This is a genomic window from Bacteroides sp. 41_26, from assembly GCF_949740115.1.
Taxonomy (GTDB): Bacteria; Bacteroidota; Bacteroidia; order Bacteroidales; family Bacteroidaceae; genus Bacteroides; species Bacteroides nordii.
Genome location: NZ_CATJGZ010000089.1, coordinates 29423 through 53261 on the forward strand (window position 1 = coordinate 29423; position 23839 = coordinate 53261).

General features: G+C 43.9%; 17 protein-coding genes, 1 pseudogene and 1 riboswitch. Of the genes and pseudogenes, 10 read left to right on the forward strand and 8 right to left on the reverse strand.

Annotation, left to right across the window (positions count from 1 at the left end; genetic code table 11):
• Window positions 1-37: 37 nt before the first annotated feature.
• Window positions 38-2284 (reverse strand): monovalent cation:proton antiporter family protein, encoded by a 2247-nt coding sequence (locus tag QX565_RS13640; RefSeq protein WP_221651191.1) that lies wholly within the window; start codon window positions 2282-2284, stop codon window positions 38-40.
• Between the two features lie 173 nt (window positions 2285-2457).
• A riboswitch (cobalamin riboswitch) is annotated at window positions 2458-2672 on the forward strand.
• Window positions 2673-2808: 136 nt separating this feature from the next.
• Between QX565_RS13640 and accC the strand changes: the two genes are divergently transcribed.
• The 4 genes and pseudogenes from accC to QX565_RS13660 form a co-directional block, all read left to right on the forward strand.
• Window positions 2809-4320: an acetyl-CoA carboxylase biotin carboxylase subunit gene (accC, locus tag QX565_RS13645; protein ID WP_289293054.1), complete on the forward strand. Its 1512-nt coding sequence runs from the start codon at window positions 2809-2811 to the stop codon at window positions 4318-4320.
• Window positions 4321-4400: 80 nt separating this feature from the next.
• The gene (locus QX565_RS13650; RefSeq protein WP_289293056.1) at window positions 4401-4910 is read left to right on the forward strand and encodes an acyl-CoA carboxylase biotin carboxyl carrier protein subunit; all 510 of its coding nucleotides are present in this window, start codon (window positions 4401-4403) and stop codon (window positions 4908-4910) included.
• Window positions 4911-4912: 2 nt separating this feature from the next.
• The gene (locus QX565_RS13655; RefSeq protein ID WP_289293058.1) at window positions 4913-6448 is read left to right on the forward strand and encodes an acyl-CoA carboxylase subunit beta; all 1536 of its coding nucleotides are present in this window, start codon (window positions 4913-4915) and stop codon (window positions 6446-6448) included.
• A gap of 427 nt (window positions 6449-6875) precedes the next feature.
• A pseudogene (locus QX565_RS13660) lies at window positions 6876-7253 on the forward strand (DUF302 domain-containing protein); the annotation flags it as partial.
• A gap of 33 nt (window positions 7254-7286) precedes the next feature.
• On the opposite strand, the gene QX565_RS13665 reads toward QX565_RS13660, so the two are convergent.
• Both QX565_RS13665 and QX565_RS13670 read right to left on the reverse strand, forming a co-directional pair.
• Window positions 7287-8225, reverse strand: coding sequence for a homocysteine S-methyltransferase family protein (locus tag QX565_RS13665; RefSeq protein ID WP_289293060.1), 939 nt, complete (start codon window positions 8223-8225; stop codon window positions 7287-7289).
• Window positions 8226-8312: 87 nt separating this feature from the next.
• Window positions 8313-9368 (reverse strand): N-acetylmuramoyl-L-alanine amidase family protein, encoded by a 1056-nt coding sequence (locus tag QX565_RS13670; RefSeq protein ID WP_289293062.1) that lies wholly within the window; start codon window positions 9366-9368, stop codon window positions 8313-8315.
• A 384-nt stretch (window positions 9369-9752) separates the two neighbouring features.
• On the opposite strand from QX565_RS13670, the gene QX565_RS13675 reads away from it, so the two are divergent.
• Window positions 9753-11033, forward strand: a complete 1281-nt coding sequence (locus QX565_RS13675; protein ID WP_221651184.1) for an O-acetylhomoserine aminocarboxypropyltransferase/cysteine synthase family protein — start codon at window positions 9753-9755, stop codon at window positions 11031-11033.
• Window positions 11034-11190: 157 nt separating this feature from the next.
• On the opposite strand, the gene QX565_RS13680 is transcribed toward QX565_RS13675, so the two are convergent.
• The 5 genes from QX565_RS13680 to QX565_RS13700 form a co-directional block, all read right to left on the reverse strand.
• The gene (locus tag QX565_RS13680; RefSeq protein ID WP_289293063.1) at window positions 11191-11397 is read right to left on the reverse strand and encodes a hypothetical protein; all 207 of its coding nucleotides are present in this window, start codon (window positions 11395-11397) and stop codon (window positions 11191-11193) included.
• Window positions 11398-11626: 229 nt separating this feature from the next.
• Window positions 11627-12226 carry a TetR/AcrR family transcriptional regulator gene (locus QX565_RS13685; RefSeq protein WP_289293064.1) on the reverse strand — a complete coding sequence of 200 codons (600 nt, stop codon included), beginning with the start codon at window positions 12224-12226 and terminating at the stop codon, window positions 11627-11629.
• A 16-nt stretch (window positions 12227-12242) separates the two neighbouring features.
• Window positions 12243-13616 (reverse strand): TolC family protein, encoded by a 1374-nt coding sequence (locus QX565_RS13690; RefSeq protein ID WP_195350137.1) that lies wholly within the window; start codon window positions 13614-13616, stop codon window positions 12243-12245.
• A 31-nt stretch (window positions 13617-13647) separates the two neighbouring features.
• Complete coding sequence (locus QX565_RS13695; RefSeq protein ID WP_289293065.1) at window positions 13648-16845, reverse strand: efflux RND transporter permease subunit; 3198 nt, start codon at window positions 16843-16845, stop codon at window positions 13648-13650.
• A gap of 22 nt (window positions 16846-16867) precedes the next feature.
• Window positions 16868-17998, reverse strand: a complete 1131-nt coding sequence (locus QX565_RS13700) for an efflux RND transporter periplasmic adaptor subunit (protein WP_221651180.1) — start codon at window positions 17996-17998, stop codon at window positions 16868-16870.
• A 199-nt stretch (window positions 17999-18197) separates the two neighbouring features.
• On the opposite strand from QX565_RS13700, the gene QX565_RS13705 reads away from it, so the two are divergent.
• The 5 genes from QX565_RS13705 to QX565_RS13725 all read left to right on the forward strand — a co-directional run bounded on the left by QX565_RS13705 (window position 18198) and on the right by QX565_RS13725 (window position 23646).
• The gene (locus QX565_RS13705; RefSeq protein WP_289293066.1) at window positions 18198-19043 is read left to right on the forward strand and encodes a helix-turn-helix domain-containing protein; all 846 of its coding nucleotides are present in this window, start codon (window positions 18198-18200) and stop codon (window positions 19041-19043) included.
• Window positions 19044-19159: 116 nt separating this feature from the next.
• A complete protein-coding gene (locus QX565_RS13710) occupies window positions 19160-20362 on the forward strand; it encodes an ATP-binding protein (RefSeq protein WP_221651178.1) in 1203 nt (400 codons plus the stop codon).
• 122 nt (window positions 20363-20484) lie between these two features.
• The gene (locus QX565_RS13715; RefSeq protein WP_221651177.1) at window positions 20485-20967 is read left to right on the forward strand and encodes a PepSY-like domain-containing protein; all 483 of its coding nucleotides are present in this window, start codon (window positions 20485-20487) and stop codon (window positions 20965-20967) included.
• 217 nt (window positions 20968-21184) lie between these two features.
• Window positions 21185-23473 carry an NADP-dependent malic enzyme gene (locus QX565_RS13720; protein ID WP_221651176.1) on the forward strand — a complete coding sequence of 763 codons (2289 nt, stop codon included), beginning with the start codon at window positions 21185-21187 and terminating at the stop codon, window positions 23471-23473.
• The gene (locus tag QX565_RS13725) at window positions 23470-23646 is read left to right on the forward strand and encodes a hypothetical protein (protein WP_002562412.1); all 177 of its coding nucleotides are present in this window, start codon (window positions 23470-23472) and stop codon (window positions 23644-23646) included. Before QX565_RS13720 ends, QX565_RS13725 begins: the two co-directional genes overlap by 4 nt.
• Window positions 23647-23839: the final 193 nt, after the last annotated feature.

Consider the following 23839-nt stretch of genomic DNA (forward strand, 5'->3'; position numbering starts at 1 on the left):
GAAAATCTATGTAGATACAGACTTTTCGGGCAACTCCTTAAAAGAGTTGTCTGATCTTCTCCCTCTCTCCGACAAACCATACCAAATCACCTAACAGAAAAGTAGTATCCTTATCCAGAGGAACCAGCTCACCATTCCGCTCAATAGCTACAACAATACTATCATACTTTTCACCCAAACGGGATTGAACAATGCTTTTATCCAGGAAATGAAAAGCCTCATTCACTGTGAAAGAGTGCAGAGTCATCTCTTGACGCACCTCCTCTGTATCCGGTGCTCCTTGCGGGCTTTCAATTTCGTCACGAAACTTTTGCAGTTGCCCGTCCGTACCAACCACTGCCAGTTTATCCTGTGGATAAATCCGTTCAGAACTCTTGGGGATATATATTTTAAGATCACCACGCACAATGGCTACTACATTCACACCAAAATCCCGCCGGAACGAGAGCTCTCCCAAAGATTTGCCTATATAACGGGAATAAGGAGATACGAGAATAGAGGTAAGTTCAAGATCTTTATTATTGAACTCACTGTTGAAACTCGTCCTCAACGGATGATGTTTTCTGGCAACCTCTTCCCGTAGATTAAGATTGGTCAGAAAATGAGTTTCCAGACGCGAATATTGAGTAAGATCTTCCCGAAGGATAAGAATCAGAACCACCACAGCTACAGCAATAACCACTCCTATCCCAAAATTCAGATGAAAATAGCTGATGACTACAGCCGAAATAAAAAAAATAGCAACAGACACCCGGAACAGCACTAAAGCAACCAGGCGACCGTGATTGTAGTTCTCATCTTCCCACAGTTTCAGAAATATTGCAGAAGAATTGTACTTATTGGAGATAAGCGCCCACAAAAAAGGAGTCATAAGTAAAAGAGTAGCCAGACACATCGCCAGATTAACCCAGATCGTCACAGGAGTAAACAGTTCACTGACAGCAGGATATAGTGTTTTCACAGACAGTAGCCAAATAGCAGTGAGCAGTACACTATAAATAATGACTCTGCCAACAATATTTTTTAATAGCTTCTTCCAGTCACTATCATGGTTCACCGTTTTTTTACCAGAAGCATAACGAGCCAGTATTTCCTGAACTTTGGGTGGTAATACTTTATAAAGCCATTCGGCAAAAGGATTTGCCAGACGAATAAAATAGGGAGTAGTGAAAGTTGTAATAACGGATACAGCCACAATAATCGGAGAGATAAACGGATCAAGTACCTTGAGCGAAACACCCAATCCGGCAATAATAAAAGCAAATTCTCCGATTTGTGCCAAACTAAACCCGGACTTGATGGAAATATTAAGTGACTCTCCGGACAGAAGAACACCCAATGAAGAGAATATGGCTTTTCCAATAATGGTAACCAGTGTAATAATAATAACCGGCCAAGCATATTCAACCAATACAGCCGGATTGACCAACATACCGACAGACACAAAGAAAATTGCTCCGAAAAGATCTTTCACCGGCTGTATAATATGCTCAATGTGTTCCGCCTCAACCGTTTCAGCAAGGATAGAACCCATAATAAATGCACCCAGAGCAGCCGAGAATCCGGTATAGGTAGCCAGTACTACCATTCCCAGACAAAGGCCGAGAGACACAATCAGAAGCGTTTCATTATTCATCAGCTTCTTTGCTTTTTTCAAGAAAGCCGGAAGGATAAAAATACCGATAAGAAACCACAGTATCAGGAAGAAAACAACTTTCAGTACACTTACCAGCAACTCTTCGCCCATAAAATCTTTGCTCACTGCCATCGTAGAAAGAAGAACCATCATCAAAATAGCAATCAGGTCCTCCACAACCAGTGTACCGAATACAATGCCTGTAAACCGCTGGCTACGCAACCCCAGATCATCAAAAGCCTTGATAATAATGGTAGTAGATGACATAGACAGCATTCCACCCAGAAAAATAGAATTCATGGTACCCCATCCCAGCAGATATCCTACCATATAACCAATCAATAACATACTGATAACTTCGGTAGTTGCCGTGATAAAAGCTGTTGAACCCACATTGATAAGTTTCTTGAAACTAAATTCCAGACCGAGAGCAAAAAGCAGAAATACAACTCCTATTTCGGCCCAGATATTAATATTTGCTATATCTCCTACAGTAGGGAAAATATGGACATAAGGACCAGCCAGTAATCCGGCAACAATATAACCTAAAACTAAAGGTTGTTTTAACCATTTGAACAATAAAGTTATAATACTTGCGGATATCAATATCAGTGCAAGGTCAGCAATTAAAGTTGGCAAATGCGACATGAAATGTATTTTTATAGGTTTTTATTTTGCATAAGGTTACATACCTCATTTAAAATAACAAAAAAAGAGGGCATTGTGTTTCAACTGTCAGGCTTTTACACCTGCTTTTTTATTCAGACTGCACAAAAAGTAAACTTTCGTGCAAAAAAGATTCGTCCTATTCAATAATTCTCTATATTTGCGCCCGATTTGGTTCGGAATCCGTGGTCAACGGATGAAGATTAAAAGGGAATCGGGTGTAACTCCCGGACAGTCCCGCTGCTGTGAAGCTCTGTACAACATCTTATAAATTAACCAGATTCGCGCCACTGACGGAGGTAAAAAATCCATCGGGAAGGCCCATAAGATGAGAGTCAGTCAGAAGACCTGCCAGTCAAAATTTATACTTTCTCACCTCGTGGGTTAGGAAAGAAAGTATCGCCGTTTAGCCCCAAATCTTAGAAATACTGTGTTTTCACCGGGTGGAATGTGTCCGCAGGGTGGAAAAGCACTAATACGTATATGCATTTAATTGAGAAATGAATATGATAAAAAGAATCTTAGTTGCCAATCGCGGAGAAATAGCCGTGAGAGTAATGCGCTCCTGCCGGGAAATGGAAATAGCAAGTATCGCTGTTTTCTCAGAGGCAGACCGCACCGCAAAGCATGTGCTCTACGCCGATGAAGCTTACTGCATCGGTCCGGCCGCATCAAAAGAGAGTTATCTGAATATAGAAAAGATCCTTGAGGTGGCGAAGATATGCCACGCAGATGCCATACATCCGGGATATGGCTTCTTATCGGAAAATGCCACATTCGCCCGTCGTTGTCAGGAAGAAGGAATCATCTTTATCGGTCCGAATCCGGAAACAATGGAGGCAATGGGAGACAAAATTGCTGCCCGTATCAAAATGATTGAAGCGGGGGTTCCGGTAGTTCCAGGTACGCAGGAAAATCTGAAAAGCGTGGAAGAAGCCGTAGAACTGTGCAACCAAATAGGCTACCCGGTAATGCTGAAAGCTTCTATGGGCGGTGGCGGAAAAGGAATGCGACTGATCCACAATGCCAGTGAAGTAGAAGAAGCCTATACTACAGCCAAAAGCGAATCGCTCTCCTCATTTGGAGACGACACCGTATATCTGGAAAAGTTCGTTGAGGAACCACATCATATTGAATTTCAGATTCTGGGTGATAAACACGGCAATGTAATTCATCTATGCGAACGTGAATGCTCCGTACAACGTCGTAACCAGAAAATCGTAGAAGAAAGTCCTTCGGTATTCGTAACACCCGAATTACGCAAAGACATGGGCGAAAAGGCAGTAGCTGCCGCCAAAGCCGTCAACTATATCGGTGCAGGAACAATTGAGTTCCTGGTAGACAAACACCGCAACTACTACTTCCTGGAAATGAATACCCGTTTACAAGTAGAACATCCTATTACAGAGGAAGTTGTGGGGGTAGACCTGGTAAAAGAGCAAATCAAAGTGGCAGATAACCAGGTGTTAAAGTTAAAACAAGAGGATATCAAGCAACGCGGACACGCTATTGAATGCCGTATCTGTGCAGAAGATACCGAAATGAACTTCATGCCCAGTCCGGGAGTGATCAAGCAAATTACTGAGCCAAACGGTATCGGTGTACGCATTGATAGCTACGTATACGAAGGATATGAAATCCCTATCTACTATGACCCGATGATCGGTAAACTGATTGTGTGGGCTACCACCCGTGAATACGCCATTGAGCGCATGCGCCGGGTACTCCACGAATACAAACTGACAGGGGTGAAAAACAACATCAGTTACCTGCGTTGTATTATGGATACCGCCGACTTTGTAGAAGGGCATTATGATACAGGTTTTATTGCAAAGAACGGCGAAGCATTACAAAAGTGTATCACCCACACCAGTGAACGTTCTGAGAAAATAGCCTTGATTGCCGCCTATATGGACTATCTGATGAACCTTGAAGAAAATAGCGGATCGTCTACCGATAACCGCCCTATCAGCAAGTGGAAAGAATTCGGATTGCATAAAGGAGTGTTAAGAATATAATAATGTGCCAATATGCTAATGTGCCAATTGGCTACGCTGTATTGCCGAAAGACATTGGTACATTATTTAAATGATTAATTATGGAAATTCATATAGGAAACCGTGTGGCCGAGATAGAATTGGTCAGCAAGGAAGATAATAAAGTGGTACTTACCATAGACGGACAGACGTTTGAAGCAGATGTAGTGATGGCAGAAAACGGAACCTGTAACATCCTGATGGATGGACACAGCTCCAATGCACAGCTGATTCGCGGTGAGAACGGAAAGAGTTATAAGGTAAATACACACTATAACAGTTACAATGTAGAAATTGTAGACAGTCAGGCAAAATACCTGCGCATGCGCAAAAAGGGAGATGAAGAACAGAATGACCGCATCACCTCTCCAATGCCGGGCAAGGTTGTGAAAATTCCCGTTAGTGTGGGCCAGGAAGTAAAAGCCGGAGACACCGCCATTGTCATTGAAGCAATGAAAATGCAAAGTAACTACAAAGTAACTTCGGACTGTCGCATTAAAGAAATACTGGTGCAGGAAGGTGATAGTATCACTGGTGACCAGACATTAATAACCCTTGAAGCCATAGAGTAAAAATGGAAGAAATAAATAAAGCATATGCCGCGTTTGAAGAACGTGACCGCATCGCTTCCCTTGGTGGAGGTGTCGATAAGATAGAAAAGCAACACGAAAGTGGAAAAATGACTGCCCGCGAGCGTATTGACATGCTGTTGGACAAAGGTACTTTCGTAGAACTGGATAAGTTAATGGTGCACCGGTGTACCAACTACGGTATGGACAAAAACAAGATTCCCGGAGATGGCATTGTGTCCGGTTATGGGAAAATAGACGGCCGCCAGGTCTTTGTTTATGCTTATGACTTCACGGTATATGGTGGTTCACTTTCGGCATCCAATGCAAAGAAGATTGTGAAAGTACAACAGCTGGCATTAAAAAACGGAGCTCCCATCATCGCTTTGAACGATTCGGGTGGTGCCCGCATCCAGGAAGGTATCGAAAGCCTTTCGGGCTATGCTGATATCTTCTATCAGAACACAATGGCAAGCGGGGTAATTCCTCAGATTTCAGCCATTCTGGGTCCATGTGCCGGCGGTGCCTGTTACTCTCCCGCACTGACGGACTTTATCTTTATGGTAAAAGAAAAGAGCCACATGTTTGTGACAGGACCGGATGTAGTAAAAACGGTGATCCACGAAGAAGTGAGTAAAGAGGAATTGGGTGGTGCAATGACACATAGCAGCAAAAGCGGAGTGACTCATTTCATGGCCAACAGCGAAGAAGAGCTGCTGATGAGTATTCGCGAATTGCTCTCCTTCCTGCCACAAAACAATATGGACGAAGCTAAGAAGCAAAACAATACCGATGATATCAACCGTGAAGATGCATCACTGGATACAATTGTCCCGGCTGACCCGAACGTACCTTATGATATGAAAGATATCATTGAGCGCGTGGTAGACAATAGCTATTTCTTTGAAGTAATGCCCAACTTTGCCAAGAACATCCTTATCGGTTTTGCACGTTTGGGCGGACGCTCGGTAGGTATCGTAGCCAATCAGCCGGCTTATCTGGCAGGCGTGCTCGATATTGATGCCAGCGATAAGGCGAGCCGTTTCATTCGTTTCTGCGACTGTTTCAATATTCCGTTGATCACCTTTGAAGATGTTCCGGGATTCCTGCCGGGATATACGCAAGAGAATAACGGTATCATACGCCACGGGGCAAAGATTGTATATGCATTTGCAGAGGCAACCGTACCTAAAATCACAGTTATCACCCGTAAAGCATACGGTGGTGCCTACATCGTAATGAACTCTAAGCAGACCGGGGCAGACGTAAACTTTGCTTATCCGAGTGCTGAAATTGCGGTAATGGGCGCTGATGGTGCGGTAAATATTCTGTTCCGTAAAGCAGATGCAGAAACAAAAGCCAAAGAGCTGGAAGCCTATAAAGAAAAGTTTGCCAACCCTTATCAGGCTGCCGAATTGGGCTTTATTGACGAAATAATCCTACCGAAGCAGACCCGGAAGCGCTTGATCCAGGCCCTGGAAATGACAGAAAATAAGATGCAGACCAATCCGCCTAAGAAACACGGAAATATGCCATTGTAGAGCTTATTTAGTTGAAAGTTGAGAGTTGAAAATTGGCTGCGCTGTTACGCTGCATAGTACTTCTTTATTTAGTTGAAAGTTATGGAGTTGTAAAGTTATAGAGTTGGGAGCTCTTCACTGACCATTGTCAACTTTCAATTTTTAACTAAATAAGACCTTCAATTAAGAAGTACTATGTAACGTAACAGCGCAGCCAATTTTCAACTCCCTACTTTCAACTAAACAAGCTCTCTTTTCGGGAATAATAGCCAGCTAAACAGGTAATATAGCCATTTCCTCAAATACCGTAATACTCTATCTTTGTATCATGAGATCAAAAAACAAAAGGAAAACTGAATGCGTTATGAGGAAGAGTTTACTAATTATAATCATCATGCTGATTTCTAACACGATATTGGCACAAAACGGAGGAAGAGTTATGAATAAGTCTTATAAAAGCCAGTTCGGCGTATCCGAAACAATGATGCGTACAGAACAGATATTAAAAACCATGGATATCCCTGTATTTGCCAAATTCGATCATGAGAAGAATGCAGAAGAAGCAGGGCTGCAACTCCTCCCAAATCAGGTCATTGTTTTCGGTTCACCCAAAGTAGGTACTGTACTCATGCAAGAAAATCCGGCTATATCAATCGAATTACCACTAAAGATATCAGTATGGGAAGATAAGGATAGAAACGTATGGCTCAGTATTCCACTAATAAAGCAAATAGCAGCCAACTACGGAATGGAGGACCACCCTGTAATTGGTAAAATGCAGGAATTACTGGAGAAGATAGCATCCCAGTCAGTAAATGCCCGCTGACAAGAGATAAAGTATCTATCGCTATAAAAAAGGTCAGCGTTGGGTCAGAATCTCTGCAAAGCTATTGAGATGCCGCTCGTCTGTGCCACAACAGCCTCCGCAAATTTTTAACGGGAAATCCCAAAGTAACGTCATCAATCTGTCGGCCAGCTCATCAGGAGAAGAAGATTCCAGATCGGTACGCCCTTCCAATTCTTCGGGAGTTAATGTAGAAGCATTAGCCTGAAGCCCCTGAAAGCGTTCGCGCACCAGAGGAGTATCATTATGCGAATGTGATAAAGCCTGGTGCAGTACATCGGGATGTACACAGTTTGCCATATAGCAAAGTGGACGGGTGGTTGCCTCTTTATCTATTGTATCAATAGCATCATGGATAAAACTTCCATCCAACAACCGTCCGTCACGACGAATCATAAAGCTGATGATATAGGGCAATCCGGTTGCTGCCATTGCATTGGCCATACCAATGGTCTCGGTGAGTTGAGGCATAATGCCTGCAAACAAATAGTCGGCACCTGCCTCAGCCAGGGCACGAACGGTGGGATAATGGAATTGTGTTGCTTCTTCTACCGAGAGATGGTAGCGTCCATCATAAGCGTCGCCCCGGCAACCGGCCAGGCCACCAATATAGATGGGAGTAGAAGCTGTATCGCGAAGTTCCGAAAGAAAGGCAACGTTGTCCCGCAATATATCCCGGTTTCGGTAAACCGAACCGGAGATTCTTTCTGCATTAGCTCTGCGGGTAGGTGTCATCAGCATCAAGGGCAACTGATACCGGGCGGCAATGTCAATATATTGCTTATAAATGCCTGCCAGGACTTCACGGTAAGAAGTATTATAGATCAAAGCTGCATGGATAAGATCTTCATCCAAAGGGATATGAAATTCACGACGCAAACGCTCTACAACGGCTCCTTCAGTAAGAATATAAGGAGAAGTCCGATAAGTGCCGACAAAAGACAACTGATTCATGTAAGGTAAGTTTTTAGGTTTTTACTTCGTATTCGCCAACAAATATAGGGTTTATTCTCACAGTCCGGTTGTCCGTTCTTGCTAAATTCACATCCCTTTATAATCTTTCAGAAAACCTTCCATTAACCATTTCGCCAATGCTTGCCGGTTGGAAGGAATAACCAATCGTCTTTGGTCAAGTGTGTTCTGGATATTACCCAGTTCTACAAATACAGATACAGGGGTTGTATGGGCCAATACATATAAATTCCGTCCGCTCACTGTTCCGGAGAAACCACGGTTTGGTTGGTGTTTTCCGTACTTCGACTCAAAAGTATCTTTCATATTATTCGCCAATCGTTTACTATCAGCTTTGCGGTTGGAGTGGTAGAAAAACACATCCGTCTGCGTTCCTTTACTACGGCTATCTACATGAATAAAAATGGCACGGCAATACTTATAGTTTTTACGGTCATTGCGATACAGGGCATTTATTTTGTCACATCGCTGTTGCAGACGTTGCACCTGATTCAAGGGAATGGGATCGCCCATACAAGTCTCCCGTTTACTGTTAGAGAGGTAAGCATCGTCACGGATTCCGTCTTTGGCATCCTGAATAATGATATGTACTTCTGCTCCTTCCTGCATCAGGTTACGTGCCAGACGCAGAGCAATATCATAGGCATATTCATCCTCGTGAAGTTCGTGCTTCCCCACCCTGCCAATGGCTCCGGGATCAGGTCCGCCATGCCCGCTGACCACATAAAAGCAGGCACCGGCCAAGCGATTGGAGGTAACTTTTGTGTTTGCCAGCAATTTTCCGAAGAGAGGTTCATTGATTTCTGTCCGCCGTGCAAGTTTGGGTTTATCCTGCTTCTCAACGGTTTTTCCGGCAGGAGCAGACTTAGCCGTAGCAGCAGATACAGAACTTTTTGCAGGAGGAATCAGATAGATAACTCCCATTTTAAGTGTTTTATCTTTTCCTAATTTAGCTTTGTTCAACTCAACAAAATCATCATAGTACTTCTTGGGAGCACGATTGTGGCGCAGTAGGAAAGACGAAATTCCCTCACCAGCTTTCGGAGTAGCTTTCTGCTGCGCCCACATATCCGGGGCAACAAACAGGAAAGAGATAAACAGAAAAAGACAGAGGAGACGATTCATATTTAATTGAAAATTATTTAATTGACAGTTATTCAGTTGACAATTGACAATTGACAATTGACAGTTGACAATTGACAGTTGACAATTGACAGTTGACAATTGACAGTTGACAGTTGACAGTTGACAGTGGGCTGCGCGGATACAGAGTTATGTGTTCAATGTCAATAGGTAACCGTTCGTTGAACAATTGCCAACTGGATAACTGTCAATTGTCAATTGTCAACTGTCAACTGTCAACTGTCAATTGAATAACTGTCAATTAAATAATTGTCAACTGTCAATTGAATAACTCCGCAAAGATAACCTTTTAAACCAATTATTTTCTCTACTTTTGCGTCGATATAACTTTTTTAAGGCAATAAATCTGAAAACCCAATAACAATTATGGCAAAACAATTCAAACCCGAAACCCTGTGTGTACAAGCAGGATGGACTCCTAAAAAGGGTGAGCCGCGCGTGCTGCCCATCTATCAGAGTACTACTTTCAAATATGAAACCAGTGAGCAGATGGCCCGTTTGTTTGATCTTGAGGATAGTGGTTATTTCTACACCCGCCTGCAAAATCCTACCAACGACGCCGTAGCTGCCAAAATTGCTGCACTCGAAGGAGGTGTAGCTGCTATGCTGACTTCCAGCGGGCAGGCAGCCAATTTTTATGCCATATTCAACATTTGCCAGGCAGGCGATCATTTTGTTTGTTCATCGGCCATCTACGGTGGTACATTCAACCTGTTCGGAGTGACGATGAAGAAGTTAGGTATTGATGTTACTTTTGTCAGCCCCGATGCCAGTGAGGAAGAAATCTCCGCGGCTTTCCGCCCTAACACCAAGGCACTGTTTGGCGAAACAATCTCCAATCCGTCTCTCGAAGTACTGGACATCGAAAAGTTTGCCCGCATCGCTCATAGCAATGGCGTTCCGTTGATTGTAGACAATACATTCCCTACTCCTATCAACTGCCGCCCGTTTGAGTGGGGAGCAGACATCGTGGTACACTCTACTACCAAATACATGGATGGACATGCCACCAGCGTAGGCGGCTGTATCGTAGACAGTGGTAATTTCGACTGGGATGCCCATGCTGATAAGTTCCCCGGACTTTGCACACCGGATGAGTCTTACCATGGACTGACTTACACAACCTCTTTCGGTAAAATGGCATATATAACCAAAGCCACTGCCCAACTGATGCGTGACTTAGGTAGTATCCAAAGCCCGCAGAATGCTTTCCTATTGAATTTAGGACTGGAAACGTTGCATCTCCGCATGCCTCAGCATTGTGGCAACGCACAGAAGGTGGCCGAATATCTTGCTAAGAATGACAAAGTAGCCTGGGTGAACTATTGCGGTCTTCCGGGAAACAAATACTACGAACTGGCCCAGAAATATATGCCGAACGGTTCCTGCGGCGTTATCTCTTTCGGACTGAAAGGCGGACGCGAAGTATCTATCAAATTCATGGATTCACTGCAACTGGCTGCTATCGTGACTCATGTGGCAGACGCCCGTACATGTGTACTGCATCCTGCCAGCCACACACACCGTCAGCTGACTGATGAGCAGCTCATGGAAGCAGGTGTACGCCCGGACTTGATCCGCTTCTCGGTGGGTATAGAAAGTGCCGAAGACATTATTGCAGATATTGAACAGGCGCTGAACGCATAAGCCCATACATTACAATCTTATATAAAGAAAGAGACACGAAGCCAATTTGCTTCGTGTCTCTTTCTTTATAAGAGTAACCATTCATCAAAGTGATATTTTTGTATGATGTAAAGCAATATTACCACACCCATAGAATAGAGAAGATAAAAAGTCTATCCTACAACAAATTGATAATCAAAGACTTTACAAGTACATTTTCTCCCCGGAGCCGAACAGCCTCTTCCCCGGAGCCGAGCAACGTCCTCCCCGGAGCCGAGGGACCTTCTCCCCGGAGCCGGGCAATACGTATGGCTTGGGGAAGGAAGGACATGTAAAACAATCTAACTCTCCATTCCGAGTAGTTGGTTACTGAGTTCAAAGCCATACAAAAATGAGCAAAACTCACCACAGAGTAGCACAGAGTTCCACAGAGTATTATTTATCTGATAAAACGCGGATTAACACAGATAAACACAGATTAAAAGACTGTAGTTATTTATCTTGGATTTGTTTCCCTTTGCGAAAATCTGCGTTAATTCTGCGTTTCAAGAAAGATTCAAAACTCCGTGCCCTCTGCGTACTCTGTGGTGAAATGCCATACAGAAATAAACACCTCATCCCGTCTTCGTTATCGGCAAACATTCATCAATATAGCGGATATCATCCACTTTAAAAAAACCTCGTAACAACGAATAAGCAAGTAACCGTTGCGTGGCATAGGAAGCGCCACGCAAACAGTTCTCATAAAGGATAGTGAGTATTTCTATCGCCAAACGGTCGGGATTAACATCAGCTACCAACACCCCGCAAGCCTTGCAAAGATTCAGCGCATCGGCCAGTTGCTGCAACCAGAAAGTCTTTTCACGTTCCAACATAGGTTGATAGTCGGGATCTCCTGCCAGATCAGACAACAATGTACTACCCTGACAATGTATCAGCGATGTATAAGCATCCATCGTACGGAAAAGAATCTCAGTACAGGAATACTCTTCTTGTTTCTGCCCGGTAAGCAATCGGTTGTGTTTCTCGGCAGCAAACTCTGCCAGGCAAATACGTACCAGGCAGACTTTGCTGGGAAAAAGCTGATAAAGCGTCCGTTTGGACATGCCCATGCCCTGAGCAATAATATCCATAGTCAAACGACTGACGCCGTGCAGAATCATCTCCTGCTTGGTATAATCAATTATTCGGCGACGAGCAGTTTCGGGTTTCATTCCATTCCTCCTCTTCTTACATTCTTCCGCCACCAAGGGCCTGATACAATGTAATAACTCCCTGAATTTCAGTAAAACGGTTGGCTACCTGAGAAAGTTGTGCATTGAGCAATGTCTGCTGGGCAGTCAATACTTCCAGATACGTGGTATTGCCATGCTTCATCAACAAACGGGTGCTTCGGGCGGCATTTTCCAGTGAGGCAACCTGTTTAGTGAAATACTCAGATTTGTCACGGGCTGTCTGATATTGTACCAGTGCATTGTTAACCTCGCTACCTGCATTGAGCAACGTCTGTTCAAAGCTGAGACGTGCCTCCTCCTGCTGTGCCTTCGCTATTTTGAGCTGGGCGATATTCTGTCCCCGGTTGAACAACGGCTGCGTCAACGACGCAACTGCCGTAGCAATGAACTTACCGGGATTGACAATCAGAGCACCTGCCGAGTTAGTCCATCCGGCACTACCACTCAACGTGATAGAGGGATAGAAAGCAGAACGCGCACTATTGGTTGTATAAAAAGCCTGTGCCAAAGCCTGTTCTGCACTGCGCACATCGGGACGGTTGGCAAGCATCTGAAGAGGTACGCCAACGAAGAGGTCTTCGGGCAATTGCTGCCCTTCAAGCTTGCCGCGCCGAATGTTCTGAGGAACATCAAACAGCAACAGGGAAAGGGCATTCTCCACTTGATTGATCTGCTCTTTCAAATCGAGCAGCGATGTACGGATATTATAATAGGTAGCTTCGGTCTGCGCCAACCCTGCTTCGGTCACCATACCGGCTGCTTTCATAGCACGGGTGGCAGTCACACTCTCCGCCCAGGCAGCCTCGGTGGCTGTAGATATTTCAAGCTGGGCATCGAGCATCAGCAAGGTATAATAATTGTTGGCTACGGCCGACACCAGTTGGGTCTGCACAGCCTGTTCATACTCCCGGCTTTGAGCAAGAACCGCCTTTGCACGGCGCTTGGCGTTGGTGATACGTCCGAAGAGATCAATCTCCCAGCTTGCAGAAACAGGCAATGTGTACGTCTGCGTAGCTTTCGCACCATCAAAACTACTCACCGTGCCTTGCGGAGAAAGAGAGAAAGAAGGCAGATAGGATAAACGGGCAGAAAGCAATGTAGCCTCAGCCTCTTTCACACGCAAATGGGCGGTTTGCAAATCAGTATTGCGCACCAGGGCAGAGTCAATGAGCATCTGCAAGTGCGGGTCTGTAAATACCTTACGCCAGGAGAGATTTCCCAGATTGGCGGTATCGGTAGCGGACACAAGCGTATCAGTAGCCCCATAAAGCCCTTCGGGAACCTCCGTAGCAGGTTTGTATTTGGAATAAATGCCGCAACTACTCAGTATAAAAGTCGTTGCCACAGATAATAGAATTATCTTCTTCATATTTCTTTTCTTTTTAATAATTTGGTTAAGATCATTCCTTACCGGCTTCTTGTTTTTCCCGGTCGCTCTTCACAATCTCTTCCTCAATCTGCCAATCGTGGGTAGGCTGAGGCTGTACCGGACGCAAACGTTCCTGTAACCACTGGAAGGCTATAAAGAGTGAAGGAACAATGAATAGCAACGCCAGTGTACCAACCACCATGCCACCTACCGTACCGGTTCCGAGTGAACGGTTACCATTGGCTCCTACTCCGGAAGCTACCATCAAAGGCAACAGACCGAAAACCATTGTAAGAACCGTCATCAGGATAGGACGGAAACGGGCTTTGGCTGCACTCAGTGCCGAAGCAATCAGTCCCATACCTGCCTTACGGCGCTCGGTTGCATATTCCGTCAGCAAGATCGCTGTCTTTGCCAACAGACCAATCAGCATGATAAGCCCCGTTTGCAAATAGATATTGTTCTCGAGTCCGAACATACGGGCAAAAAGGAAACTTCCCATGAGTCCGCAGGGCACACTCAGAAGTACGGCAAAAGGTACAATGAAACTCTCATAAAGTGCACTCAGGATGAGGTAAATCATGAGGAAACAGATAGCAAATATGATAATTGTAGTGCCACTCTGCTGGTTCTCTTCACGAGTGATACCTCCATAATCATAACCATAGCCTTTGGGCAATGAAGTGGCGGCAGTTTCCTGCACGGCACGAATTGCGTCACCGGTACTGTAACCTTCAGCAGGCATCGCATTTACCGCAATAGAGTTGTACATATTGAAGCGGCTCAGTGATTCGGCACCATACACGCGTGTCAATGTTACAAACTGACTCAGCGGAGCCATTTCCCCATTCGCCATACGCACAAAAGTATTGTTCAGTGAAGTCTCATCCAGACGATATTCAGGATCGGCCTGTATCATTACCTTATATACTTTTGAGAACCGGTTGAAGTTGGACACATATTGCCCGCCATAATATCCCGACAAAGTGCTGAGTACCTGATCCGGCGTAATGCCTGCACGTTTACATCTGGAAGCATCTACTTCTACCGACCATTGCGGATAACGTACATCAAATGTAGAATATGCCATTGCTATCTCAGGACGCTGGTTCAAAGCACCCAGATATTGCTGTGTGGTCTGGAAGAAAGTGTTTACATCACCTCCCTGTTTGTCCTGCATATGCAGTTCGAGTGCATTACCCATACCGTAACCCGGAATCATACCCGGAGAAATGGCAAATACTGTAGCATCCTTGATATCCGCCGTACAGCCATATACCCGACCGATAACAGCCTGTACATTGTCTTCCTTGCCGGGGCGTTCGTCCCAGGGTTTCAACTTCAGAATCAGCATACCGAATGAACTTCCCTGCCCGGATAACAATCCGTAACCTGCCACCTTCTGCACATGTGCCACCTGCGGGATATCTTCCAGACGCTTCTCGATACGTTCAATGACCGTATTCGTAGTCTTGAGTGAACTACCGGCAGCAGTACTGACATTCACAAACACCACTCCCTGGTCTTCATCCGGTACCAACCCTGTCTTCGTGGTATTCATGAAGAACAGAAGCAAAGCCATCGAACAAGCCAGCAAAGACCATGTAAGCCATCTGCGTTTGATGAAAAACAATACGATGCCTTTATATTTATCTACCACCACATCAAAAGCTGCATTAAATGCACGGCGGAAACGGGAAGCAAAATTATTCTTCTGTGTTCCGTCCTCATTAATATAAGGTTTCAGCAACAGTGCACAAAGCGCCGGACTCAGCGTGAGGGCGTTGATAGCGGAAATACCCACAGCAACCGCCATTGTCAATCCGAATTGCGTATAGAAGGTTCCGGAGGTACCTCCCATAAAAGATACCGGAATAAATACCGCCATAAATACCAGTGAGGAAGTAATTACCGCATTACTGATACCTTTCATTGCATCTATACTTGCCATATAAGAGGATTTATACCCCACATCAAACCGGGCTTGCACCGCCTCGACCACCACAATGGCATCATCTACCACCGTACCGATGACCAATACCAAAGCAAACAGCGTGATCAGGTTGATACTGAAACCCGCCAGTGCCATAAAGGCAAACGTACCGATCAAAGAAACAATAATACCTACCAACGGAATCAGCGTGGAACGAATGTCCTGCAAGAAGACATACACCACCAGGATTACCAGAATAATAGCTTCAATCAGCGTCTTGACTACCTCATAAATAGAAGCATACAAGAAGTCATTGGAACTCATCAGCTGTGTAAGCTCTACCCCTTTCGGCAAATCTTTCCGGGCTTCCTCCAGAAATTTATCAATGTTATTGTTCACTTCGGTAGCATTAGAACCGGCTGTCTGAAATATCATGCAGGAAATACCATTATGTCCATCGGTAGTACCTTTGTAGGCATAGCTTTCCTGTCCCAATTCAAGGTCGGCAATATCTTTTAGTTTCAGTACTTCGCCGTCGTCCGTGGAGCGGATTACAATTTCACCAAACTCTTCGGGAGTAATGAGACGGCCTTTATACTTCATGGTATACTGGTAGGTTTCGTCGGAGTTCTCACCGAATGATCCGGTAGCCGATTCAATGTTCTGTTCGGCAAGTACAGAGGTTACATCACCCGGAATGAGTTTGTACTGTGCCATCACATCCGGTTTCATCCATACACGCAAGCTATATTCGCCGCCCATAATCATCATATCTCCTACTCCGGAGATACGGAGAATTTCAGGTTTCAGATTGATACTGATATAGTTGGAAAGGAAAGTCTCATCGTAAGAATCGTCTGGGCTATACAAAGAGAACATCTGCAAGATACTGGTCTGCCGCTTGGAGGTAGTAACTCCTACCTGGGTCACTTCCGCCGGAAGCTGGCCTGTAGCCTTAGAAACACGGTTCTGCACGTTTACTGCCGCCATGTCAGGATCGGTACCCTGTTTGAAGTAAACAGTGATGGAAACCGTACCGGCATTGGTAGCCGAAGAGGTCATGTAAGTCATATCTTCCACACCATTAATTGCTTCTTCCAGCGGAGAAATCACACTCTTTTGCAAAGTCTCTGCGCTGGCACCAAAATAACTGGTACTCACCATAATGGTGGGAGGAGCAATATCAGGATATTGTTCGACGGGCAACGTGAACAGTCCGATGATCCCGACAACGACAATCGTTATAGAGATGACAGCCGATAGAACCGGCCGTTCAATGAAAGTTCTTAAGTTCATTATTTTGTCTTTATTTCATTAATTACTTTGATGTGCCATGCAATGCGTCTTTCGGTTGAATTGGGGTACCCTCACGAAGTAATCCTACTCCTTCTGCTACAATCACCTCACCAGACTCTAACCCACTATCTACGATATATTCTTTCCCACCGTTCACACGGGTCACCTGCACGGGAGCCGATTGTGCCTTGCCGTCTACTACCTTATATACAAATACCTTATCCTGAATTTCATATGTAGCTGCCTGAGGAATAACAATAGCTCCTGATTTCTGCACAGGTACAATCACATTACCGGCACCACCGCTATGAAGCAACCCTCCCTCATTCGGGAATACGGCACGCAGACTAACAGTTCCCGTACTACGATCAATCACCCCACTAATCGTCTCAATTCTTCCCTTTTCCGAATAAGCAGATTTGTCGTTCAACAATAAATCAATAGCCGGCATCTGTTTCAGTGCCTCCTCTTTCGAACCATACTGCCTGATCAATCCTAACAACTGATTTTCGGTCATAGAGAAGTAAACATACATATCCGAATTGTCAGAAACGGTAGTCAACGCTTCCGGCAGGCTGGCACTAACCAACGCTCCTACACGATAAGGCAAAGTTCCCACAACTCCATCGGCAGGACTTTTCACTACCGTATAAGAAAGGTTATTACGGGCATTCACCTCCTGGGCCTTCACCTGTGCCAATTGTGCTTTGGCTGCCAGCAATGAGTTCTTTGCCGTGCTAAGATCGAATTCGGAAACTACATTCTGTCTGTAGAGTTCCTGCTTGCTGTCATACGTCAATTGTGCCGTTGCCAGTGTAGCCTTTGCCGCTTCCACATTGGCCAAAGCCGTCTGTAAAGCCGCTTCATAAGGCACCTGGTCTATGATAAACAACGCCTGTCCATTCTTTACCCGCTGACCTTCAGTGACACATACTTTAGTCAACGTACCACTCACTTGCGGATAAATCTCAATATCCTGCCGACCGCGAATTGTCGCCGAATATGTACTGAACAATACCCGGTCGGACGGTGATGCCGTCATCACCTCATATCCGCTTTCCATTTGTACTTGTGGTGCCTGCTTGCATCCTGCAACAGCCAAACAACATGATAGCATCACAATGTGCTTCATTCTACATACCTTTTTGCTCATAATACCCATTTAATTAATGTTCTCTACTATACAGTTGATCCTTCAACTGGTTGACTTATCTATTTTGTCGCGGCAAAGGTAGAACGTTTTCCTTGCAGAAAACTTTTCATACCATCCACAGTTTTGTTCATTTTCGGAACAACATATCTCTATTTTCAGTTAAAACTCCTATATTTGCCAGTGAAATAAAGAACAAAGTATGGAATATAAAAACCCGCTCACCGTCTCTCTGGAAAGATCTTTCATAGCCGGGACAGGCGATCTTGCTGCTTTTCACAACCGTTTGAACAAACTCGATTGCGCTGTCATTTTATTCTGTCGCAGCGGTTGGGCACAAATTACTATCGACCTTCGGAAATATGAGATAGTAAAAAACACCCAGATTGTTTTATTACCCGGAACCGTAATCAGCCTGGACGGAAAAAGTGATGACTTCAACCTTTCTTTTTTCGCTTCCTATGGCGAAATGTTTCGGGAAGCCTGTCTGCGGCTCGACCCGCCCTTCTTTCATTTTCTGAAAGAAAATCCTTGCTATACGCTCCCCGAAGATGCAACCAGAAGTATAAATGGGCTTATGGATGCCACTTCCGCCATCTACATTGACTACGAAAACCGTTTTCGTAATCAGATAGCCCGTAATCATTTGCAAAGTTTTCTACTTGATATTTACGATAAAACATACCGTTACTTTACTAAAAGTGAGATTGAAGGCAGCAATCGCCAGGATGAGATATTTGGTAAATTCGTTGCCATGGTACACGAACATTGCAGCTCACAGCGTGATGTAACCTTCTATGCCAACAAGCTTTGCATCTCTACCAAATACCTGACAGGAATCTGCCGGAGTGTGACAGGCAACTCTGCTAAAAAAATAATTGATAACTTCGCCATACTGGAAATAAAAGTATTACTCCAATCTTCTAAATTGAACATCCAGGAAATAGCCGATAAATTGGGATTTCCGGATCAGTCTTATTTGGGCAGGTACTTCAAACGGCATGAGGGAATGTCTCCGGCGGAATACCGGAATGGGAAAGAAAAATAAAGAGTTAGATAAATAGCTTCCATTCTAAACGGATAGTAGTTTCCATTTAGAATGGAAACTATTTTGCATTTACAATGGAAACCTTTATATTTGCCTGTATCTAAATGCAATATGTTATGATACAAAAAGATTTTCTACAGGAGATAATCCGCCAACAAAAAGAGATGCTGCAAATTAAAGAGAAAGGAATGCTTCGGAATGAGTTAAAGACTTTACCGGATATTGACAACTATGCTCTCATTGTATCTGGTGTTCGAAGATGTGGAAAGAGTACCCTTCTACATCAATTATTAAAACAGAAACACACAGAAGCTTTATATATTAACTTTGACGATCCACGATTATATGATTTTGAAATATCTGATTTCCAGAAGTTGGATATGATCATAGCAGAAGCAGGAAATCAAGTCTTGATGTTTGATGAGATACAAGTAGTTACAGGTTGGGAACGTTATGTCCGCCAAAAGTTAGACGAAAGTTTTAAGGTTTTCGTTACTGGTTCCAATGCATCTTTATTAAGTAAAGAGCTGGGAACCAGTTTAACAGGAAGACACTTAACTATAGAACTATTCCCTTTCTCATATGACGAATTTTGTCGTTTTAAAGATTTTGATCATAACGAAGATTCTATTAAAGAGTATATGCGTTTAGGTGGATTTCCTGAATACTTAAAAGCTCCTTTTGAAGAAATATTGGCAAATCTACTTGATGATATACTCATACGGGACATTTCTGTGCGATATGGTATAAAAGATACACGCGGATTAAAACGTTTAATGGTTTATCTGCTTTCAAACATAGGTAATCTGACATCTGCAAACAAGCTGAAGGAGCCTTCCGGCATTAGCTCTACTACTACAATCCTGGAATATATTTCTCATCTGGAACAAAGTTATTTAATAAATTTAGTCCCCATGTTTGATTATTCATTAAAGAAACAAACGGTCAATCCTAAAAAAATCTATGCAATCGACATGGGGTTAGTAGCAGCTAACGTCAATAAAATAAAAGGAGAAGAAGGACATAAGTTAGAAAACATGGTTTATAACGCTTTACGATTAAAATATAAAGAAATATATTATCATAAAGGAAAAGGTGAATGTGACTTTATCACCATAGAAAAAGGAGCCATTACACAAGCTATTCAGGTTTGCCTGAAACTTGACATAGATAATCAGACACGTGAATTCAATGGACTAATAGATGCCATGAAAACATATCACCTCAATGAGGGTTACATCGTAACATTAAATCAGGAAGACGTTTTTCAAATAGAAGACCTGACTATTAAAGTCGTTTCAAGTTATAACTTTTTATAAGAATAAAACGCAGATTAACCATCGCTTGGCGTATCTCCCCGTGCGGGAAGCACTCTTAGCTAAACAAAAAGCAGCACTGAGTGTTAGTAGCAAAAATATCCACCTAACTAAACACTTTAACTATGATTAAATTAAAACTTGGTGTATTGCTTGCTATGCTGATAGCTTCTACCACCGCCTTTGCCGGCTATGCTCCTGCCCAAGTACAGGCAGCTTTAAAAAAGATGTACCCCACTGCCAAAGATATTGCCTGGTCACAGGATGACGGTTATTATTGTGCCGACTTCATGATGAACGGCCTTGAAAAGAATGTATGGTTCAATGCCCAGGCACAATGGGCCATGACCCAGACAGAACTGGTAAGTGTAGACCGCCTCTCTCCTGCCGTATACAATGCTTTTGCCGCCAGCGACTATGCGGACGGAATTGTTGAAGATGTCACCTACGTTGAATTCCCCAAATGGGAACCCATTATTGTTATTAAAGTGGGAAAAGCCAATATAGATATGAAATACCAGCTGTTTTATACCCCCAACGGTCAATTGTTGCGTACCCGGGATGTGAGCAATATGTATGATATACTGGGTCCGGGAACTTTCCTGTAAATTAAAGAACGAAGAATAAAAAATAAAAGACAGAGTATGAAGGTCGGAAAATGAATTAGAATATATATACGTAAAAGGCACAAAAGGAGGTACTATTTCTCTCTTTTTGTGCCTTTTTGTTATTAATTTAATAGAATTTATAACAGATAGACTACAGTTTCTAACTTTTATTCCTACATTTGCAGACAAATGATAACCTTTATAAAAACGCAGTATCATGGCTAAAATAACAAAAGAGGCCGCTTTGCTCTATCATTCACAGGGCAAACCCGGTAAAATTGAGGTAGTTCCTACCAAACCCTATAGTACACAAACCGACTTATCGCTTGCTTACTCTCCCGGTGTGGCAGAACCATGCCTCGAAATCGAAAAGAACCCGCAGGATGCATATAAATATACAGCCAAAGGAAACCTGGTAGCTGTAATCTCCAACGGTACAGCCGTACTCGGTCTGGGCGATATAGGTGCACTAAGTGGCAAACCGGTAATGGAAGGTAAGGGACTATTATTTAAAATCTATGCAGGTATCGATGTGTTCGATATTGAAGTAGACGAAAAAGACCCGGACAAGTTCATCGAAGCTGTAAAAGCAATTGCACCGACTTTTGGCGGCATCAACCTGGAGGATATCAAAGCGCCGGAGTGTTTTGAAATAGAACGCCGGTTAAAAGAAGAACTCGACATTCCTGTCATGCACGACGACCAGCACGGAACGGCTATTATCTCCAGCGCCGGACTGATCAATGCCCTGCAAGTAGCCGGAAAGAAAATTGAAAATGTAAAAATCGTTGTAAACGGTGCAGGTGCTTCTGCCGTATCGTGTACAAAACTATACGTATCACTCGGTGCACGCCTCGAAAACATCGTAATGGTGGATAGCAAAGGCGTTATCAGCAAAGCCCGTACCGACCTGAACGAACAGAAGAGATACTTTGCCACAGACCGTACCGACATTCATACACTGGCAGAAGCCATCAAAGGAGCAGATGTATTCCTCGGCCTGTCAAAAGGAAATGTACTTTCACAAGATATGGTACGCAGCATGGCTGCCTCTCCTATTGTGTTTGCACTTGCCAACCCGACGCCGGAGATTTCTTATGAAGATGCTATGGCTGCCCGCCCCGATGTATTAATGGCAACCGGACGTTCGGACTATCCGAACCAGATCAACAATGTGATTGGTTTCCCTTATATCTTCCGTGGTGCACTGGATACACAGGCCAAAGCCATTAATGAAGAAATGAAAATCGCTGCCGTACATGCTATTGCCAACCTGGCAAAACAACCCGTGCCCGATGTAGTAAACGAAGCTTACCATGTAAACAACTTCACCTTCGGACCGGAATATTTCATTCCGAAACCGGTAGACCCTCGTCTGATTACAGAAGTATCCATCGCTGTGGCCCGTGCTGCCATGGAAAGTGGTGTAGCCCGCAAAAATATCGAGGATTGGGACGCTTACAGAACGCATCTTCGCGAACTCATGGGACAAGAGTCACAGCTCACCCGCCAGCTTTATGATACGGCCCGCCGTAATCCGCAACGCGTCGTATTTGCCGAAGGTGGCCACCCCAATATGTTGAAAGCTGCCGTTGAAGCAAAAGCAGAAGGTATCTGCCATCCTATTATATTAGGTAACGAAGAACGTATCGAGAAACTGGCACATGAACTTGACCTGAGCCTGGAAGGTATCGAAATTGTCAACCTGCGCCACGACCGCGAAACAGAACGCCGCGAACGCTATGCAAAGATACTGGCAGAAAAGCGTGCCCGCGAAGGTGCTACGTATGACGAAGCAACAGATAAAATGTTTGAGCGTAACTACTTTGGTATGATGATGGTGGAAACCGGAGATGCAGACGCCTTTATCACCGGATTGTATACCAAATATAGCAATACAATCAAAGTAGCCAAAGAAGTAATCGGAATCCGTCCCGAATACAACCACTTCGGAACGATGCACATCCTGAATTCCAAGAAGGGAACCTACTTCCTGGCCGACACTTTGATCAACCGTCATCCGGATGCCTCAACCCTGATAGATATTGCGAAACTGGCAGATCAGACAGTGAGGTTCTTTAATCACACTCCGGTTATCGCTATGCTGAGCTACTCTAACTTTGGTTCCGATCAGGCAGGTAGTCCGCTGAAAGTACACGAGGCTGTAACATATATGCAGAAAGAGTACCCGGAACTGGCTATTGATGGTGAAATGCAAGTAAACTTCGCCATGAATCGCGAACTTCGTGATGCTAAATACCCGTTCACCCGCCTCAATGGTAAGGATGTCAATACACTGGTATTCCCCAACCTCAGTTCTGCCAACTCCGGTTACAAACTGATCCAGGCAATGACTCCGGATACAGAACTGATTGGCCCTATCCAGATGGGATTGAACAAGCCTATCCACTTTACCGATATCGAAAGCTCCGTGCGCGATATTGTAAATATCACAGCCGTAGCGGTTATCGATGCGATTGTTGACAAGAAAAAAGCAGGGATATGAAACGCCCGTTATCCAAATCACAAATAGTTTGCATCATTCTGCTTTGGGTAGCGCTTTGTTACATAGTATTAGTATACGCCGAGCGTATTGACGGTCCAACAATACTTATGCTTATCATTTCGGCAGCATTAGTGTTCATTCCTGTCTACAAATCGCTCAAAAAGAATAAATAATATCTTTTTATTCCATATTTGCGGCATAAAATATCAAAATTGATATTTTATGCCGTTTTTCTTTATAAAATGTTTGCAAGTTCAATTTTTATGTTTACTTTTGCAACACCAAAAAGAGAGAAACAAGACAAAAGATAGTAAGACAGGTGATTTCCCTGCCAACTTGTTCTCATCATTTATTTGTCAACTTATA

What these genes read in the sequence shown, in the direction of transcription:
- QX565_RS13720 (WP_221651176.1), top strand. Translation starts at nt 21,185, where the DNA reads ATGGCTAAAATAACAAAAGAGGCCGCTTTGCTCTATCATTCACAGGGC.
- QX565_RS13680 (WP_289293063.1), bottom strand. Translation starts at nt 11,397, where the DNA reads ATGGCTTTGAACTCAGTAACCAACTACTCGGAATGGAGAGTTAGATTG.
- QX565_RS13725 (WP_002562412.1), top strand. Translation starts at nt 23,470, where the DNA reads ATGAAACGCCCGTTATCCAAATCACAAATAGTTTGCATCATTCTGCTT.
- QX565_RS13650 (WP_289293056.1), top strand. Translation starts at nt 4,401, where the DNA reads ATGGAAATTCATATAGGAAACCGTGTGGCCGAGATAGAATTGGTCAGC.
- QX565_RS13695 (WP_289293065.1), bottom strand. Translation starts at nt 16,845, where the DNA reads ATGAACTTAAGAACTTTCATTGAACGGCCGGTTCTATCGGCTGTCATC.
- QX565_RS13670 (WP_289293062.1), bottom strand. Translation starts at nt 9,368, where the DNA reads ATGAATCGTCTCCTCTGTCTTTTTCTGTTTATCTCTTTCCTGTTTGTT.
- QX565_RS13685 (WP_289293064.1), bottom strand. Translation starts at nt 12,226, where the DNA reads ATGAAACCCGAAACTGCTCGTCGCCGAATAATTGATTATACCAAGCAG.
- QX565_RS13705 (WP_289293066.1), top strand. Translation starts at nt 18,198, where the DNA reads ATGGAATATAAAAACCCGCTCACCGTCTCTCTGGAAAGATCTTTCATA.
- QX565_RS13710 (WP_221651178.1), top strand. Translation starts at nt 19,160, where the DNA reads ATGATACAAAAAGATTTTCTACAGGAGATAATCCGCCAACAAAAAGAG.
- QX565_RS13640 (WP_221651191.1), bottom strand. Translation starts at nt 2,284, where the DNA reads ATGTCGCATTTGCCAACTTTAATTGCTGACCTTGCACTGATATTGATA.
- accC (WP_289293054.1), top strand. Translation starts at nt 2,809, where the DNA reads ATGATAAAAAGAATCTTAGTTGCCAATCGCGGAGAAATAGCCGTGAGA.
- QX565_RS13665 (WP_289293060.1), bottom strand. Translation starts at nt 8,225, where the DNA reads ATGAATCAGTTGTCTTTTGTCGGCACTTATCGGACTTCTCCTTATATT.
- QX565_RS13675 (WP_221651184.1), top strand. Translation starts at nt 9,753, where the DNA reads ATGGCAAAACAATTCAAACCCGAAACCCTGTGTGTACAAGCAGGATGG.
- QX565_RS13690 (WP_195350137.1), bottom strand. Translation starts at nt 13,616, where the DNA reads ATGAAGAAGATAATTCTATTATCTGTGGCAACGACTTTTATACTGAGT.
- QX565_RS13655 (WP_289293058.1), top strand. Translation starts at nt 4,913, where the DNA reads ATGGAAGAAATAAATAAAGCATATGCCGCGTTTGAAGAACGTGACCGC.
- QX565_RS13700 (WP_221651180.1), bottom strand. Translation starts at nt 17,998, where the DNA reads ATGAGCAAAAAGGTATGTAGAATGAAGCACATTGTGATGCTATCATGT.
- QX565_RS13715 (WP_221651177.1), top strand. Translation starts at nt 20,485, where the DNA reads ATGATTAAATTAAAACTTGGTGTATTGCTTGCTATGCTGATAGCTTCT.